This is a genomic window from Nocardia sp. IBHARD005, from assembly GCF_052814245.1.
In genome coordinates, this window is the sequence record NZ_CP199935.1 from 3790596 (window position 1) to 3804269 (window position 13674).

At 68.4% G+C, this 13674-nt stretch carries 20 protein-coding genes; 11 read left to right on the forward strand and 9 right to left on the reverse strand.

What is annotated here, in order from left to right; genetic code table 11:
• Positions 1 to 7: 7 nt before the first annotated feature.
• Positions 8 to 622: an imidazoleglycerol-phosphate dehydratase HisB gene (gene hisB, locus ACTWPB_RS17650; protein WP_056824871.1), complete on the forward strand. Its 615-nt coding sequence runs from the start codon at positions 8 to 10 to the stop codon at positions 620 to 622.
• Complete coding sequence (gene hisH, locus ACTWPB_RS17655; protein WP_446221726.1) at positions 619 to 1248, forward strand: imidazole glycerol phosphate synthase subunit HisH; 630 nt, start codon at positions 619 to 621, stop codon at positions 1246 to 1248. Before hisB ends, hisH begins: the two co-directional genes overlap by 4 nt.
• Before the next feature lie 37 nt (positions 1249 to 1285).
• Here hisH and ACTWPB_RS17660 read toward each other — a convergent pair whose 3' ends face one another.
• Genes ACTWPB_RS17660 through ACTWPB_RS17670 form a run of 3 tightly spaced genes read right to left on the reverse strand, consistent with a single transcriptional unit; the run spans position 1286 to position 4509 of the window.
• Complete coding sequence (locus tag ACTWPB_RS17660) at positions 1286 to 2257, reverse strand: alpha/beta fold hydrolase (protein WP_446221727.1); 972 nt, start codon at positions 2255 to 2257, stop codon at positions 1286 to 1288.
• A 52-nt stretch (positions 2258 to 2309) separates the two neighbouring features.
• A complete protein-coding gene (locus tag ACTWPB_RS17665; RefSeq protein ID WP_446221728.1) occupies positions 2310 to 3101 on the reverse strand; it encodes a helix-turn-helix domain-containing protein in 792 nt (263 codons plus the stop codon).
• A 49-nt stretch (positions 3102 to 3150) separates the two neighbouring features.
• Positions 3151 to 4509, reverse strand: coding sequence for a DUF2786 domain-containing protein (locus ACTWPB_RS17670; protein WP_446221729.1), 1359 nt, complete (start codon positions 4507 to 4509; stop codon positions 3151 to 3153).
• 124 nt (positions 4510 to 4633) lie between these two features.
• Between ACTWPB_RS17670 and ACTWPB_RS17675 the strand changes: the two genes are divergently transcribed.
• Complete coding sequence (locus tag ACTWPB_RS17675; protein ID WP_446221730.1) at positions 4634 to 5236, forward strand: maleylpyruvate isomerase family mycothiol-dependent enzyme; 603 nt, start codon at positions 4634 to 4636, stop codon at positions 5234 to 5236.
• Here the strand turns inward: ACTWPB_RS17675 and ACTWPB_RS17680 are convergent, their stop codons facing one another.
• Complete coding sequence (locus ACTWPB_RS17680) at positions 5237 to 5797, reverse strand: hypothetical protein (RefSeq protein WP_446221731.1); 561 nt, start codon at positions 5795 to 5797, stop codon at positions 5237 to 5239.
• Between the two features lie 34 nt (positions 5798 to 5831).
• Here ACTWPB_RS17680 and ACTWPB_RS17685 point away from each other — a divergent pair, with 34 nt between their 5' ends.
• From ACTWPB_RS17685 to hisF, 4 genes are all read left to right on the forward strand, one after another.
• Positions 5832 to 5990 carry a hypothetical protein gene (locus ACTWPB_RS17685; protein ID WP_446221732.1) on the forward strand — a complete coding sequence of 53 codons (159 nt, stop codon included), beginning with the start codon at positions 5832 to 5834 and terminating at the stop codon, positions 5988 to 5990.
• A gap of 133 nt (positions 5991 to 6123) precedes the next feature.
• Positions 6124 to 6855: a bifunctional 1-(5-phosphoribosyl)-5-((5-phosphoribosylamino)methylideneamino)imidazole-4-carboxamide isomerase/phosphoribosylanthranilate isomerase PriA gene (gene priA / locus ACTWPB_RS17690; protein ID WP_446221733.1), complete on the forward strand. Its 732-nt coding sequence runs from the start codon at positions 6124 to 6126 to the stop codon at positions 6853 to 6855.
• A gap of 8 nt (positions 6856 to 6863) precedes the next feature.
• Complete coding sequence (locus ACTWPB_RS17695) at positions 6864 to 7685, forward strand: inositol monophosphatase family protein (RefSeq protein ID WP_446221734.1); 822 nt, start codon at positions 6864 to 6866, stop codon at positions 7683 to 7685.
• Between the two features lie 5 nt (positions 7686 to 7690).
• Positions 7691 to 8506, forward strand: a complete 816-nt coding sequence (hisF, locus tag ACTWPB_RS17700; RefSeq protein ID WP_446221735.1) for an imidazole glycerol phosphate synthase subunit HisF — start codon at positions 7691 to 7693, stop codon at positions 8504 to 8506.
• Here the strand turns inward: hisF and ACTWPB_RS17705 are convergent.
• Positions 8493 to 8645 carry a hypothetical protein gene (locus ACTWPB_RS17705; RefSeq protein ID WP_446226553.1) on the reverse strand — a complete coding sequence of 51 codons (153 nt, stop codon included), beginning with the start codon at positions 8643 to 8645 and terminating at the stop codon, positions 8493 to 8495. The two genes, hisF and ACTWPB_RS17705, sit on opposite strands and share 14 nt — an antisense overlap.
• Positions 8646 to 8675: 30 nt before the next feature.
• Between ACTWPB_RS17705 and ACTWPB_RS17710 the strand changes: the two genes are divergently transcribed.
• Both ACTWPB_RS17710 and hisI read left to right on the forward strand, forming a co-directional pair.
• On the forward strand, positions 8676 to 8771 hold the full coding sequence (locus ACTWPB_RS17710) for a hypothetical protein (protein WP_446226392.1): 96 nt from the start codon (positions 8676 to 8678) through the stop codon (positions 8769 to 8771).
• Complete coding sequence (hisI, locus tag ACTWPB_RS17715; RefSeq protein ID WP_378637196.1) at positions 8768 to 9112, forward strand: phosphoribosyl-AMP cyclohydrolase; 345 nt, start codon at positions 8768 to 8770, stop codon at positions 9110 to 9112. Before ACTWPB_RS17710 ends, hisI begins: the two co-directional genes overlap by 4 nt.
• Here hisI and ACTWPB_RS17720 read toward each other — a convergent pair.
• From ACTWPB_RS17720 to ACTWPB_RS17735, 4 genes are all read right to left on the reverse strand, one after another.
• Positions 9109 to 9576 (reverse strand): MarR family winged helix-turn-helix transcriptional regulator, encoded by a 468-nt coding sequence (locus ACTWPB_RS17720; RefSeq protein WP_446221736.1) that lies wholly within the window; start codon positions 9574 to 9576, stop codon positions 9109 to 9111. The two genes, hisI and ACTWPB_RS17720, sit on opposite strands and share 4 nt — an antisense overlap.
• A 144-nt stretch (positions 9577 to 9720) precedes the next feature.
• Positions 9721 to 10293 carry a permease gene (locus ACTWPB_RS17725; RefSeq protein WP_446221737.1) on the reverse strand — a complete coding sequence of 191 codons (573 nt, stop codon included), beginning with the start codon at positions 10291 to 10293 and terminating at the stop codon, positions 9721 to 9723.
• Positions 10294 to 10360: 67 nt separating this feature from the next.
• Positions 10361 to 10831 (reverse strand): peroxiredoxin, encoded by a 471-nt coding sequence (locus ACTWPB_RS17730; RefSeq protein ID WP_446221738.1) that lies wholly within the window; start codon positions 10829 to 10831, stop codon positions 10361 to 10363.
• Between the two features lie 73 nt (positions 10832 to 10904).
• Positions 10905 to 11183: a hypothetical protein gene (locus ACTWPB_RS17735; protein WP_378957320.1), complete on the reverse strand. Its 279-nt coding sequence runs from the start codon at positions 11181 to 11183 to the stop codon at positions 10905 to 10907.
• Positions 11184 to 11316: 133 nt separating this feature from the next.
• Here ACTWPB_RS17735 and ACTWPB_RS17740 point away from each other — a divergent pair, with 133 nt between their 5' ends.
• Positions 11317 to 12855, forward strand: a complete 1539-nt coding sequence (locus ACTWPB_RS17740; protein WP_446221739.1) for an anthranilate synthase component I — start codon at positions 11317 to 11319, stop codon at positions 12853 to 12855.
• The gene (locus tag ACTWPB_RS17745) at positions 12852 to 13601 is read left to right on the forward strand and encodes a TIGR02234 family membrane protein (protein WP_446221740.1); all 750 of its coding nucleotides are present in this window, start codon (positions 12852 to 12854) and stop codon (positions 13599 to 13601) included. The genes ACTWPB_RS17740 and ACTWPB_RS17745 overlap by 4 nt, the downstream gene beginning before the upstream one ends.
• Positions 13602 to 13674: the final 73 nt, after the last annotated feature.

Genomic DNA, 13674 nt, shown 5'->3' on the forward strand with positions numbered 1-13674 from the left:
ACACATCATGAGCAGAACAGCGCGGGTGGAACGCGTCACCAAGGAGTCCTCGATTCTGGTGGAGCTGAACCTCGACGGCACCGGGCAGACCGAGATCTCCACCGGGGTGCCGTTCTACGACCACATGCTGACCGCGCTCGGCGCGCACGCCGGGTTCGACCTGGTCGTGCGGGCCGAGGGTGATATCGAGATCGAAGCGCACCACACGGTCGAGGACACCGCGATCGTGCTCGGCCAGGCACTCGGGCAGGCGCTGGGCGACAAGAAGGGCATCCGCCGCTTCGGCGACGCGTTCATCCCGATGGACGAGACCCTCGCCCACGCCGCCGTCGACGTGTCCGGCCGGCCGTACTGCGTGTTCACCGGTGAGCCGGAACACCTGGTGCACACCATCATTCCGAGCGCGGGCCCCGGCGCTTCGTACTCCACCGTGCTCAACAAGCACGTCTTCGAGTCGATCGCGCAGAACGCCCGTATCGCGCTGCACGTGCGGGTGCTCTACGGCCGCGATCAGCACCACATCACCGAGGCCGAATTCAAGGCTGTCGCACGGGCTCTGCGTGCCGCTGTCGAGATCGACCCCCGGGTCAGCGGCGTGCCGTCCACGAAGGGTGTGCTGTGAAATCCGTTGTGCTGCTCGACTACGGTTCCGGCAACCTGCACTCCGCCGAGCGCGCGCTGGTGCGGGCCGGTGCGCAGGTGGAGGTCACCGCCGATCCCGGGGCCGCGCTGGCCGCTGATGGACTTGTCGTCCCCGGTGTCGGCGCGTTCGCGGCGTGCATGGCGGGCCTGCGCGAGGTGCGCGGTGAACGCATCATCGGGCAGCGCCTGGCGGGCGGTCGTCCCGTGCTCGGCATCTGCGTCGGTATGCAGATCATGTTCGACCGCGGGGTCGAGTTCGGCATCGAGACCGAAGGCTGCGGCGAATGGCCCGGCACGGTCGCGGGCCTGGACGCGCCCGTCCTGCCCCACATGGGCTGGAACACGGTCAAGGCACCCGCCGACAGCACCCTGTTCGCCGGCATGGACGCCGACACCCGCTTCTACTTCGTCCACTCCTACGCGGCTCAGCAGTGGGAGCTGCCGGAGAACGAGCACATCGCACCCCCGAAGCTCACCTGGGCCGAGCACGGTGTCCCGTTCCTGGCTGCCGTTGAGAACGGGCCGTTGTCGGCTACCCAGTTCCATCCGGAGAAGTCCGGGGATGCGGGTGCGCAGTTGCTGCGGAACTGGATCGGGTCGCTGTAGTTCAGACGGTGCGCGGGTTCTTCTGTGTCGCCCGTGATTACGTACGGTAGTTCCCCTCCTCCGTCGTAGAGCGGACCGGTTCGGCCAGGAAGTCGCGGACCAGGGCCGCGCAGCGAGGTGCGTCGTCGAACCACGGGTTGTGGCCGCCGGGTACGACGGTGAGACGCGCGCCGGGGATTTTCGTCACGAAGGGTCGCGCCTGGTCGGGTGAGCTGAATACATCGTGCTCACCCCAGACGAACAGGGCTGGTGTGCCGATCCGTGCGAGCTCGTCGTCGGTGAGGACGTTTTCCGGGCGTGGGGTGCGGCCCCGCATCAGTCGGCACAGGAGGGCTCGGTAAGACGCGGCTTGTCCTGGTAGGCGCAGTGGCAGCCGGTGCAGGTCGAGAAGGTCGTCCGACATCGCGCGCGTCGCATTCGCACCGAGTGCCTCCGTGAGGGCGAAACGGGCGACGAACCGAGGCGACGGCAGTTGCATGAGGCTCTGGTCGAGCCGTCCCCGGATCGGGGACGTCAGGGATGCCATCTCGGCGATGCCTCGCGATCCGGGGAGGGCTGTGGCGGGGGTGCCGACCAGCGCTGCTCGCGATACTCGGCCGGGTGCGTCGAGCATCGTCCAGAGCGTGAACAAGCCGCCGAGGGAGCTGCCGGCACACGCGGCCCGGTCGATGTCGAGGGCGTCGAGAGTTCCGGTCAGTACGCCGACCGCCAGCTCGCGGACGGTCCGTTCCTGCCACATATACGGCGGCGCGAGGCTGTGGCCGGGCAGGTCGATGAGGATATGGCGGAAGCCGGGCAACCCGGCGATCAGCGGTGCCATGCCCATGGCAGGCGCTGAGATGCCGTTGATGTGGACCAGCGGCTCACCCTCGCCGGCTGTCAGAACGCGCACCTGCACCGAAGGAGCGCTCAATGTGAGTCTGTGTTCGGTGATCGTCAGCCCGTAGGTGTCGGCCACGCGTTGTTCGGCCGCGCGGATCCGCAGCTCCAGTCTCTGGGGAATGCTCATGCAACCACTGTCGGGTGCGGGTGCCGTCGCGGTCTTGGACGAATGTTCGGCGTCAGGGCGCCGCGAGTGCGCCCGGAGTGATTCCGGCGAAGGCCGAGAGGTCGCGGTGGAGGTGCGATTGGTCCGAATAGCCGCATGTCACAGCAACTTCGGCGGCGGATCGGCCCGCCGTCAGCAGGTCGAACGCGGATCGGAATCGGACCACCATCGCGGCGCGTTTGGGTGTCACGCCGACCTGGGCGGTGAACCTCGACCACAGGCGCTGACGACTCCACCCGGTGAGTTCGGCCAGCTCCCGCACCCGCACGGCGCCGTTGTCCGCGACGATTCGCTCCCAGCACGCGACGACCTCGGGATCGGCCGTCCTCGGCGTTTCCCGTGCGGTGAGAAATTTCGCTGTTACCGCGAATCTGTCCGCCCACGTTGCTGTTTCGGACAACTGCTCGCGCAGCAGCGGTGCCGCGTAACCCCAGATATCGTCCAGCCCGATCATCGTGCCGTTCAGGTCGGCCGGTGCGACACCGAGCAGGCCGAACGCGGCGATCGGCGACATCCGCAATTCGACACATTCGACCCGCGCGGCCTGAACATGGCTAATTCCCGGGGTGAGACCGGCGACCAGACCATCGAAGGTGGACCTACGGCCGCCCCCCTCCACAGTCAGCCGACTATCGCCGAATTGGATCACCACAGTGACCTCCGGCCGAGCGAAGATTCGCATATCGCACCCTGTCGAGGCGCGATCGCGAAATCCTTCCATCGTGATCCCCGCCATCGCCGATCCGGTCGACCGCGCCAGGTCCCAGCCGGCATCCAGCTCCCGTTCGGACATGATCGGCCGCATCCGCCGAGCGTACGAGGGTTGTTGTCGGCCTGGCAACGGGGCGAACGGGTCAGGGGTTGTCGACGTCGGCTCGGTCGGCGGCCTCGGTGCCCGCGGTCCAGCCTTCGGCGGAGCGGATGGTGATGCCTCGGGTGCGGACGGTGGGGAAGTAGGTGTCGAAGGCTTTGTCTACTCGCTGTTGGTGGTTGGCCAGGACCGGGAGTAGGTGGGTGGCGTCGGGGGAGTCGGCGATCGTCGCTGCGGCGGCCTCGGCGAGGCGTTCGCCGATCCTCGAGGCGTAGGCGGTGAGGAAGGCCTTGCGGTAGTGGCGGGAGCGGGATTCTTCGGTGGTGGCGTTGTCGATCATGGTGCGGGTGGCCTGGACCAAGAGGGAGGTGGACAGGATTTCTACGGCGTCGAGGTCGGGATCGTCGCCGACGATCGTGACGAAACCCCACTCGGCGACGAAGATCGCGCGGGAGCGGTTGGCACGGGTGACCATGTCGATGAGCAGGGCTTTGGCGTCGGTGTAAGGGGTTTCGAGCCAGATTCGGCGGGCGGCGGGCAGATCGGGGTCGGTGCGCTCGGCATCGATCAGGGCGCGATCGATCGCGTACTTGGTCATGAGTTCCTGCGCCTTGGCGGACAGGGTCTCGGCTTCCTCGGCGAAGGACGTCGACTCGGCCTTGGCGAGGAGGCCGCGGACTCGGCCGAGGGTCCTCTCGTCGACGTGGTGGTGGGTGGCGGTCTGTCCACGGGTGCCCGGGAGGGGGACGAGCTGCTCGAGTTTCGGGAGTTGGATGAGCAGGGCGAGGGCGGTGAGAGCCGCGGTGAGGGCCTCGGCGTCGGTGAGCAGCGCGCGGTCGGCCCACTGCTCGAGGTGGGGGCGATCAGATGTCCACCACACCGTGGCGCTCAGTTCGTCCAGTTGCCGCTGCCAGATCTCGTCGACGGACCCGGGTGCGAAGCCGGCGCGGTGGTCGGCGATGAGATCGGTCAGGTACCCGATCGCGAATTCGTCCACCCGCCTGCGTGCGGCCTCGTGGATGTCGCTGGGCAACCAGCCGAAGTCGAAGGCGCGGGCGATGATTCGCGCGGCGGCGAGCTGAACCCCCGCTCCTGACTCCGCTCCCGCCACCTGTTCGACGAACCGCTCGATCGCGTTCTTGTCGCCGTGGGCGGCGAGGAAGGCGACGGTCGCGATCGCCTCGGCGACCTGCGACGGGTCACCCGACAACGCGGCATCGACCGGAAGTCCGGGAGCGGCCGCCGGCTTGCGACCGGTACGACGCCGACGATTCTGCTTGGCCAAAGTGTGCGCCGATCTGTTCGTGGAGGCGCTGCCCGCGATGAGGTGGACAGCGGCGAGAAGTTCGCGGCGTCCATTGTCGCGTATCGCCGCAGCGGGGCGGCACGGTCGTGTGGTCAACTGCGAAGCGTCGGAGCAGGTCAGCCGACCTGAGTGGATCGCGGATCAGGTAATCGATGCTCGCCCACGAGAATCCGACCGTGGAAGGATTTCCGACGGCGGTCGGTGCGACTAGAGTGGCGGTATGAGTTATCGGGGGATGTTGCTCGACGAACGGGCCGAACTGGTCGAACTGCTGCGGGGGTTGAGCGAGCAGGAGTGGGAGACGCCGTCGCTGTGTGCGGGGTGGCGGGTTCGTGATGTCGTCGGGCATCTGCTGACGGACACGCTGAGTCCGCTGAGCTACGCGGCGGTCGTGGTGAAAAGTCGCGGCTCGGTGAACCGCACCAATAACGCACTCGCGCAGTCGTTCTCGGGGCTGACGACCGATCAGCTGGTGGACGAGCTCGACAACGAGTCGGGTCGCCTGTCGAAGTACTCGCCCCGGCTCATGCTCTCCGACCTCGTGGTCCACCACCAAGACATCCGCCGCCCGCTCGCCCGCCCGCGAACCATCCCCGCCGACCGTCTCACCGCGGTCCTCGACTTCCCCGACCCGTTCGCCCTCCCCGGCAGATTCACCAAGGGCCTGCGTTTCGTCGCCACCGATATCTCCTGGTCCTCGGGCGACGGCCCGGAAGTCCGCGGCCCGGGCGAGGCCATCGCCCTGGCCGTGGTCGGCCGCACCGTCGCGCTCGACGACCTCACCGGTGGCGGACTCCCCGAACTCCGCCGCCGCCTCGGCTGACTACTTCAACAGGGGGGAATCGAGTTCGTGCGCGAGCCACCGCCCCCAGACATTGGTCAGTTTGACGTTGATGACCATGTTGAGGCGCTCGGGTTCGGGAGCGTTCGCGTTGGAACGGATCTGTGTCATCGTCACCAGAACGTCCGCGTTGAGGAAATCGCCGTTCACCACGCCGCAGGTGATGTTTTCGGCGGTGGAGCGAACCTGCGCTTGGCGCATGGCCGCTGCCAGTGCGTCCCTGCCCTGGGTGAACTCGGCGTGGAATGCGCCGGTGCTGCGGTCGAGGACACGCGCGAAGTAGCCGTCGAGGTCGTGTGCGTGGTCGTAGGTCGAGATTTCACGGCCGAAATCGCAGCCCGCGAGCCGCGCCGCATCCGGGGCGCCTGCCGCCGCATTCGGCGCCACGATCACCGCCGCCATCGCGATCGAACCCAGCAAACTACCCAGTACACCTGTACGGAACACAATTTTCCTTTGATCGGTCCAGCCGACGCGGATCCGCGCGTCGGGACGAACTGTATCCAGAACCACCGACACGTGCCGTAATCGATGCCAGCCCAACAGGATTCGGTGCGCCGCCGTTGCCACTCATGGCGTGTCCGATGAGACCGGAGCCCCAGTGCGCGAGCACTACGACGACGAGCAGGTCGCCGCTTCGGCCTCGGTGATCAACCCCGCCAACCGACTCGGCGTCCTCCTGCGCCGGCAGGGTGGCTCCTCCGAGCCCGGAACGTTCGAGGCCGCGGCCGACTGAGTGAATCGCGGTCGGCCGGGACCATCGCATCCGGCCGACACACTGCGCACGTGTGCGGAAGGTTCGCGTGACACGGGCCTCACCGCCGCGGACCGTTGCGGGAACGGGGACACAGACCTACTAGTCTGAATGCGTGAGTCTTGTGCTGTTGCCCGCTGTCGATGTCGCCAATGGTGAGGCCGTGCGCCTTGTGCAAGGGGAGGCCGGTAGCGAAACCAGCTATGGGTCGCCTCGGGACGCGGCGTTGGCGTGGCAGCAAGCGGGGGCCGAGTGGGTGCATCTGGTCGATCTGGACGCGGCCTTCGGCAAGGGGAGCAATCGGGAACTGATCGCCCGGGTCGTGGGCGAGCTCGACGTCAAGGTCGAACTGTCCGGTGGTATCCGTGACGACGATTCGCTGAAGGCGGCGCTGGCGACCGGGTGCGCGCGGGTGAACATCGGCACCGCGGCGATCGAGAACCCGCAGTGGTGTGCCCGGGTGCTCGGCGAGTACGGCGACCGGATCGCGGTCGGGCTCGACGTGAAGCAGATCGATGGGCAGTGGCGGCTGCGCGGCCGGGGCTGGGTGACCGACGGCGGCGATCTGTGGGAGGTGCTCGAACGCCTCGAGCGCGACGGTTGCGCACGCTATGTCGTCACCGACGTCTCCAAGGACGGCACACTGACCGGCCCCAACCTCGAGCTGCTGAGCGAGGTCGCCAACGCCGCCGACGCACCGGTGGTCGCGTCCGGCGGTATCTCGGTGCTCGACGACCTCGTCGCCATCGCGGGCCTGGCCGAAGACGGTGTGGAGGGCGCGATCATCGGCAAGGCGTTGTACGCGGGCCGGTTCACACTGCCCGAAGCACTGGCCGCGGTGCGCTGACACCGCCGATGACCGCCACGCCGAGCACCGCCGAACTGACCGACCTGCTGACCGTCGCCACCCAGACCCTGGACGGCGTGGTTGCGCGTTTCGTCGAAGGCCTCGGCGCGCCGAGCGCGGTGACCAAGGGCCGCAACGACTTCGCCACCGAACTCGATCTCGAGCTGGAACGCACCATCTCCGCCGAGCTCCAGCAGCGCACCGGCATCGCGGTGCACGGTGAGGAATTCGGTGGGCCCGCGCTCACCTCTGGCACGGCCTGGGTGCTCGATCCGATCGACGGCACCTTCAACTACTCCTCCGGCCACCCCATGTCGGGCACCCTGCTGGCGCTGGTGCACGAAGGCGAACCGGTGATCGGCCTGACCTGGCTGCCCATGCTCGGCCGCCGCTACGCCGCGGTGACCGGTGGGCCGCTCTACCTCGACGGTGTCGCGTTGCCGCCGCTGGAACCGGGCAAACTCGCCAACTCCATGATCGGGTTCGGTGCCTTCAACCTCGACTCGGCAGGCCGCATCCCCGGTCAGTTCCGATTCGACCTGCTCGGCGCCTTGAGCCGGTTGTCCTCGCGGGTGCGTATGCACGGCGCCACCGGCATCGACCTGGCGTTCACCGCGTCCGGGGTGCTCGGCGGCGCGGTGGTCTTCGGGCATCATCCGTGGGACAACGCGGCCGGGGTCGCGCTGGTGCGCGCCGCGGGTGGCGTGGTCACCGATCTGGCGGGCGCGCCGTGGACGATCACCTCCGGCTCGGTGCTGGCCGCCGCGCCGGGCGTGCACGAAGAGCTGCTGGAGATGATTTGCACCGTCAGCGAAGAAGAACGAGGGTGAACAGCATGACACCGCGCACCGACCAACGACCGAGCACCACGGCGCCGAGCACCCTGGCGGTCCGCGTGATCCCGTGCCTGGACGTCGACGCGGGTCGCGTCGTCAAGGGCGTCAACTTCCAGAACCTGCGCGACGCGGGCGACCCGGTGGAACTGGCCGCGACCTACGACGCCCAGGGCGCCGACGAGCTGACCTTCCTCGACGTCACCGCCTCCACCGGCGACCGCGGCACCATGCTCGACGTGGTGACTCGCACCGCCGAACAGATCTTCATCCCGCTCACTGTCGGCGGCGGCGTGCGCACGGTCGACGATGTCGACCGGCTGCTGCGCGCGGGCGCGGACAAGGTGTCGGTGAACACCGCCGCCATCGCCCGCCCCGAAGTGCTGTTCGAGATGTCGCAGCGCTTCGGTGCCCAGTGCATCGTGCTCTCGGTCGACGCGCGCACCGTGCCCGACGGTCAGCCCGCCACCCCGTCTGGCTGGGAGGTCACCACCCACGGCGGTAAGCGTGGCACCGGCATCGACGCCGTCGAATGGGCCATCCGCGGCGCCGAACTCGGTGTGGGCGAGATCCTGCTGAACTCGATGGACGCCGACGGCACGAAAGCCGGATTCGATCTGCCGATGATCACCGCGGTACGCGCCGCGGTGCGCGTACCGGTGATCGCCAGTGGCGGCGCGGGCGCGGTCGAACACTTCCCGCCCGCCGTGCACGCAGGCGCCGACGCGGTACTGGCCGCGAGCGTCTTCCACTTCGGCGACCTCACCATCGGCCAGGTCAAGAACGCGATGCGCGCGGACGGCATCACCGTCCGCTGACGAACGTTCGGGCCACCCGCGCGAGGGTGGCATCCGGCCCGACCTCGCGAGCGAGCACGTAATCCCGAGCACCCTGGGGTCGGCGCAACACCACGTCGACGATGGCGGCCACGGCGCCGCCGGCACCCTGCACATCCACCTCGATACGGCCAAGTACCGGCTGGGCCGGATCCAGGAGCTCACCGGCCGAAATGCGCGCAGCGTGGACGACCTCGTCGAGCTGCTGGTGGCCATCGAACTGGCTGCTGTTATAAACGAGGCATGAGCCTGGACCCCGCCATCGCCGCCCGCCTCAAGCGCACCGAGGACGGACTGATCGCCGCGATCGCGCAGGAAAAGGCGACCGGGGACGTGCTGATGATGGCGTGGATGGACGATGAGGCGCTGGCCCGCACGCTGGAAACCCGTAAGGCGACCTACTATTCGCGCTCGCGTCAGCAGTACTGGGTCAAGGGCGAGACCTCCGGGCACACGCAGTACGTGCACGAGGTACGCCTGGATTGCGACGGCGACACGCTGCTGCTGATCGTCGATCAGGAAGGCGCGGCCTGTCACACCGGCACCCACACCTGCTTCGATACCGACGTATTGCTCGCCGCGGACTAGTCGCCGTCTTCGACGAGGATTCGATTGAGCCGGTCGGACAGCGTTTCGCCGAGCACCGCCAGTTGCGCGGTCTGCTTGTCGGTGAGACCGTCGAGGACGAGCCTGCGTACGGCATCCACATAGCCGGGTGCGGCTTCGATCACCTTCTCGAAACCCGCGTCGGTCAGTACCGCGTACACCCCGCGTCTGCCCGCGGTGGTGTCGCGTCGTGCCCAGCCGAGGCGTTCGAGCTTGGACACCACATGTGACAGCCGCGATAGCGACGCATTTGCCTTGTGGGCGAGATCACTCAATTGCAGGCGATGGCCTGCCTCCTCCGAGAGGAGGCTGAGCACCCGGAACTCGAAATGGGTGAGCCCGGACTCGCGTTGCAGCCGGGTGTCCAACGCGCCGGGAATCCGGGTCATGAGCGCGACGATCGCCTGCCATGCGCGCTGTTCGACGGGGTCGAGCCACTGACTCATCGCCGGTACTGCCTCGCGGCCGGACGGCGGACATGGTGGAGTGAGGCGCGCACGAGAAAGAGTTTGCCACGACGTCGCTGCGGCGTCCGTGAGATGGTGGTGGTCGTGAGGTCACTCACATCACCGCGAGGTCGCCGATATCGGCTACCGGTCGCCGGTCATCGGCGGCATGGTGGGCTCGGGCGGGCGTGCCGCGGCCTTGGCGGCCTGGTGACGGTTGAATCCACGCTTGCCCATCAGCGCGAGTATCAGCGCGAACACCACCGCCGCGATGATGGCGCCGACCAGGCAGGCGCCGCGGAAGGCAGGCGCGTCGACATCGAGAATGCGCTGACCGGCGTGTGCGGCATTGTTGCCACCGAGCACGATCGTCAAGGTCATCAGATTCGGCAGCGAGCAAGCCAGTGCGACGATCACCGCCGCACCCGCGATGAACTTGCCGCCCTTGCGCTTCCACACCCGCACCGCGAATACCAGCAGCAGCAGTGGCAGCAGCGTGAACAGGAACCCGTACACCAGTCCCCACCAGATGCCCGCGCTGAAACTGCCGTGCACGATAGTGGCCAGCCGCTGTGCCCACCATCGGGGGATGAACGAGGACAGGATGAAGTAGGCGATCACCAGCACCACCACCGTGGCGAGCGCCATGATCGCCCGGTTACGCCATAGGACGGCGGTGGATTTCTGGCCGCTCGACTGCACCTGGCCGGTTGTCATCTGCCCAGCGTAAGTGCGTCGGGGTCGCCGGGCGTCGATCCGGCGCCCGGCGATTCTTCGATCGGTACTACTTCGGGGCGGTGCCGCGTTCGCGCAGGAAGGCGAGTGCTTCGTCGGCATGTACTGCCGCTCGCAGTTCACCGGTGATGATCTTCAGGATCGTGCGGTCGGAGCCGATGACGAAGGTGTGCCGTTTGACCGGGGCGAGTTTGCCGAGCAGTCCACGCTTCACACCGAATTCGGCGGCCACCGCGCCGTCGCGATCGGACAGCACGGGGTAGTCGAGGCGCTGCTTGGTGGCGAAGCCCGCCTGCACCTCGGTGCTGTCGGTGCTGATGCCGGCGCACGAGGCGCCGAGCGCGGTGAACTCGCCGCTCAGATCGCGGAAGTGGCAGGCCTCGGCGGTGCACACGGGGGTATTGGCGGCGGGGTAGAAGAACAGCACCAGCGGGCCGTCGGCGAGCAAGCCGTCGAGCGAGCGGAGCTGTGCGGACTGATCGGGGAGCTCGAACTGCGGAGCGCGCTGGCCTGGCTGCATGCCCAGACAGTAACGACCGGTGGCCGAGTTAGGAAGATCCCCGTTCGCGCCCGCGAACGGGGATCTGCGGGGCCTACTGCCCGAGCAGCGCCGCGACGTCGGGATTGCGGATCTGCATCACGTCGAGGATGCCGTGCGCGCGCAGCAGCGGTTCTAGCTCGCGGATGCGGTCGCTGTGCCCGGCGTACTCGTCGGGGAAGTTCTTCTTGTCGAGGTCCTGGATGGCCTTGGCGTAGGTGACGAACGAATTGATCGCGCTCGCCGTCACCGCTTGCTGGCCCGGACCGTAGTGCTGCTGCGACGGGACAGCCAGGCGGCTGTCCTGTGCGCCCTGGTGCGAGGGGTACAACATTGCTCCTCTCGGAAAGGGGATTACCGCATGCGACATGGAACCCGCGCGAGTGTAGTGATGCCGGTCACCGCCCGATTCGGCGCGGGGTCGGGTCCGCGCGCGTCGGCGGCGGCACGCCTGGGATGATGGGCTCATGCAGGGCGCGTCGACACCAACCACCACGACCCGCGAACAGTTCCGGCTGCTCGCCGCCGAGCACCGGGTCGTCCCGGTGACCCGAAAGGTGCTGGCGGACTCCGAAACTCCGCTCTCGGCCTATTCCAAACTGGCAGGCGACCGGCCGGGCACCTTCCTGTTCGAATCCGCGGAGAACGGGCGCTCGTGGTCGCGCTGGTCGTTCATCGGCGCGGGCAGCCCGTCGGCGCTGACCGTCGTCGACGGCGAAGCCACCTGGCTCGGCACGGTGCCCGCCGACGCACCCACCGGCGGTGACCCGCTGCGCGTGCTGCACGAGACCCTCGAACTGCTGCGCACCGAACGGTTGCCCGGTCTGCCGCCGCTCACCGGTGGCATGGTCGGCTATCTCGGCTACGACGCGGTGCGCCGGATCGAACGGCTGCCCGAGCTGGCCGCCGACGATCTGCGGCTGCCCGAGCTGGTGCTGATGCTGGCCACCGATCTGGCCGCGTTCGACCACCACGAGGGCGCGATCACGCTCATCGCCAACGCGGTGAACTGGGACGGCACCGACTCCCGGGTCGACGCCGCCTACGACGACGCGCTCGCCCGGCTCGACCGGATGACCGCCGCGCTCGCCGCACCCGCGACCTCGACGGTGTCGGTCTTCGACCGGCCTGATCCGCAGTTCCTGCGCAGGCGAACCACCGAGGAATTCGGTGCGGGCGTGCGCCGCCTGATCAAGGAGATCGAGGCGGGCGAGGCGTTCCAGGTGGTGCTCTCCCAGCGCTTCGAAATGGACTACACCGGTTCCCCGCTCGCGGTCTACCGGATGCTGCGGGCCTCGAACCCGAGTCCGTACATGTATCTGATGCACATCCCCGACGGCGAGGGTGGCACCGCGTTCTCCATCGTCGGTTCGAGTCCCGAATCGCTGGTCACCGTGAAAGACGGGGTGGCGACGACACATCCGATCGCGGGCACCCGCTGGCGCGGCGACAGCGCCGAGGACGACATCCTGCTCGAGAAGGACCTCCTCGCCGACGAGAAGGAGAACGCCGAGCACCTGATGCTCGTCGACCTGGGCCGCAACGACCTGGGCCGGGTCTGTCGTCCCGGCACGGTGAAGGTCACCCAGTACCGCCACGTCGAGCGGTACAGCCACGTGATGCACCTGGTTTCGACGGTGTCCGGGCTGCTCGCCGAGGGCAAGGTCGCGCTCGACGCGGTGCGGGCCTGCTTCCCGGCCGGCACGCTGTCCGGTGCGCCGAAGGTGCGGGCGATGGAACTGATCGAGGAGCTGGAACCGACCCGGCGCGGCGTCTACGGCGGCGTGGTCGGCTACCTCGACTTCGCCGGTGACGCCGACACCGCCATCGCCATCCGTACCGCCCTGCTCAAAGACGGCATCGCCTATGTGCAGGCGGGCGCGGGTGTGGTCGCCGACTCCGATCCGGTCTACGAGGACACCGAGGCCCGCAACAAGGCCATGGCGGTGCTCAAGGCGATCGCGGCGGCACAGACCCTGCGCACCTACGAAGGCGGGGACCTATGACGGCCACGCCCGGCGAAGACGACCCCGGCTCGACGGACGCCGACAGGCAGGCGGCGGACTCCACCACGGCTGGGCCGCCCGCTCCGGCGGCCAAGCCGATAGTTCCGGTCGTGCTGCTGGCGCTGGCCGCGGCGGGGCTGTGGGCGGCCTCGCGGATGACGTGGGTGACGGTGCACTCGGCCGACGGTCTCACCGAACCGCGCACCGATGACCTCAACGGCGGTGTGTGGTTCGGCGCGCTCACCCCACTCGCCCTGGTGCTGGTCGCCTCGATCGCGGCGGTGTTCGCGGTCAAGGGTGTGCTGCGTCAGCTGCTCGGGGTGGTGATCTCGGTGGTCGCGGCGGCCGCCGCGGTACCGGGCTTCGCGCTGGCCGTCGGGGCGGGCAATACCGCCGACCGTGCAGGCACCCTGGCCGAACTGCCGGTGCGCGCGGTCGTCAGCGGCGCCGACACGCACCTGGGTCCGGCGATCCTGTCGATCCTCGGCGCTACCCTGGCACTGGCCGCGGGCATCCTGCTCACCCGTCGCGGCGGCGAACGCGCCGAGCTCTCCGGCAAATACGACAACCCGGTGTTCCGCCGTGCCGACGCCAGCGCCGCGGTGAGCAAACAGAACGCGCAGACCGGAACCGCGGCGCCACTGTCGGACCGGGTGCTGTGGGACGCGCTCGACGCGGGTACCGACCCGACCGACACCTCCGATACCCCCGGCACCGACCACGGTCCGGTCGAGGAGAACAAGTGACCGGCAGCACCCCCGCCGCAGTGACACGCGCGGCGGGCATTTATTCTTTACCAGCATCGGTGAGACAGCGCCT

Bases quoted from the DNA above. Each gene is read 5' to 3' on its own strand.
- ACTWPB_RS17665 (WP_446221728.1), bottom strand. From the start codon at position 3,101: ATGCGGCCGATCATGTCCGAACGGGAGCTGGATGCCGGCTGGGACCTG.
- ACTWPB_RS17675 (WP_446221730.1), top strand. From the start codon at position 4,634: ATGAGTTATCGGGGGATGTTGCTCGACGAACGGGCCGAACTGGTCGAA.
- ACTWPB_RS17735 (WP_378957320.1), bottom strand. From the start codon at position 11,183: ATGTTGTACCCCTCGCACCAGGGCGCACAGGACAGCCGCCTGGCTGTC.
- ACTWPB_RS17660 (WP_446221727.1), bottom strand. From the start codon at position 2,257: ATGAGCATTCCCCAGAGACTGGAGCTGCGGATCCGCGCGGCCGAACAA.
- ACTWPB_RS17745 (WP_446221740.1), top strand. From the start codon at position 12,852: ATGACGGCCACGCCCGGCGAAGACGACCCCGGCTCGACGGACGCCGAC.
- ACTWPB_RS17725 (WP_446221737.1), bottom strand. From the start codon at position 10,293: ATGACAACCGGCCAGGTGCAGTCGAGCGGCCAGAAATCCACCGCCGTC.
- ACTWPB_RS17730 (WP_446221738.1), bottom strand. From the start codon at position 10,831: ATGCAGCCAGGCCAGCGCGCTCCGCAGTTCGAGCTCCCCGATCAGTCC.
- ACTWPB_RS17720 (WP_446221736.1), bottom strand. From the start codon at position 9,576: ATGAGTCAGTGGCTCGACCCCGTCGAACAGCGCGCATGGCAGGCGATC.
- ACTWPB_RS17740 (WP_446221739.1), top strand. From the start codon at position 11,317: ATGCAGGGCGCGTCGACACCAACCACCACGACCCGCGAACAGTTCCGG.
- ACTWPB_RS17695 (WP_446221734.1), top strand. From the start codon at position 6,864: ATGACCGCCACGCCGAGCACCGCCGAACTGACCGACCTGCTGACCGTC.
- hisB (WP_056824871.1), top strand. From the start codon at position 8: ATGAGCAGAACAGCGCGGGTGGAACGCGTCACCAAGGAGTCCTCGATT.
- hisI (WP_378637196.1), top strand. From the start codon at position 8,768: ATGAGCCTGGACCCCGCCATCGCCGCCCGCCTCAAGCGCACCGAGGAC.
- hisF (WP_446221735.1), top strand. From the start codon at position 7,691: ATGACACCGCGCACCGACCAACGACCGAGCACCACGGCGCCGAGCACC.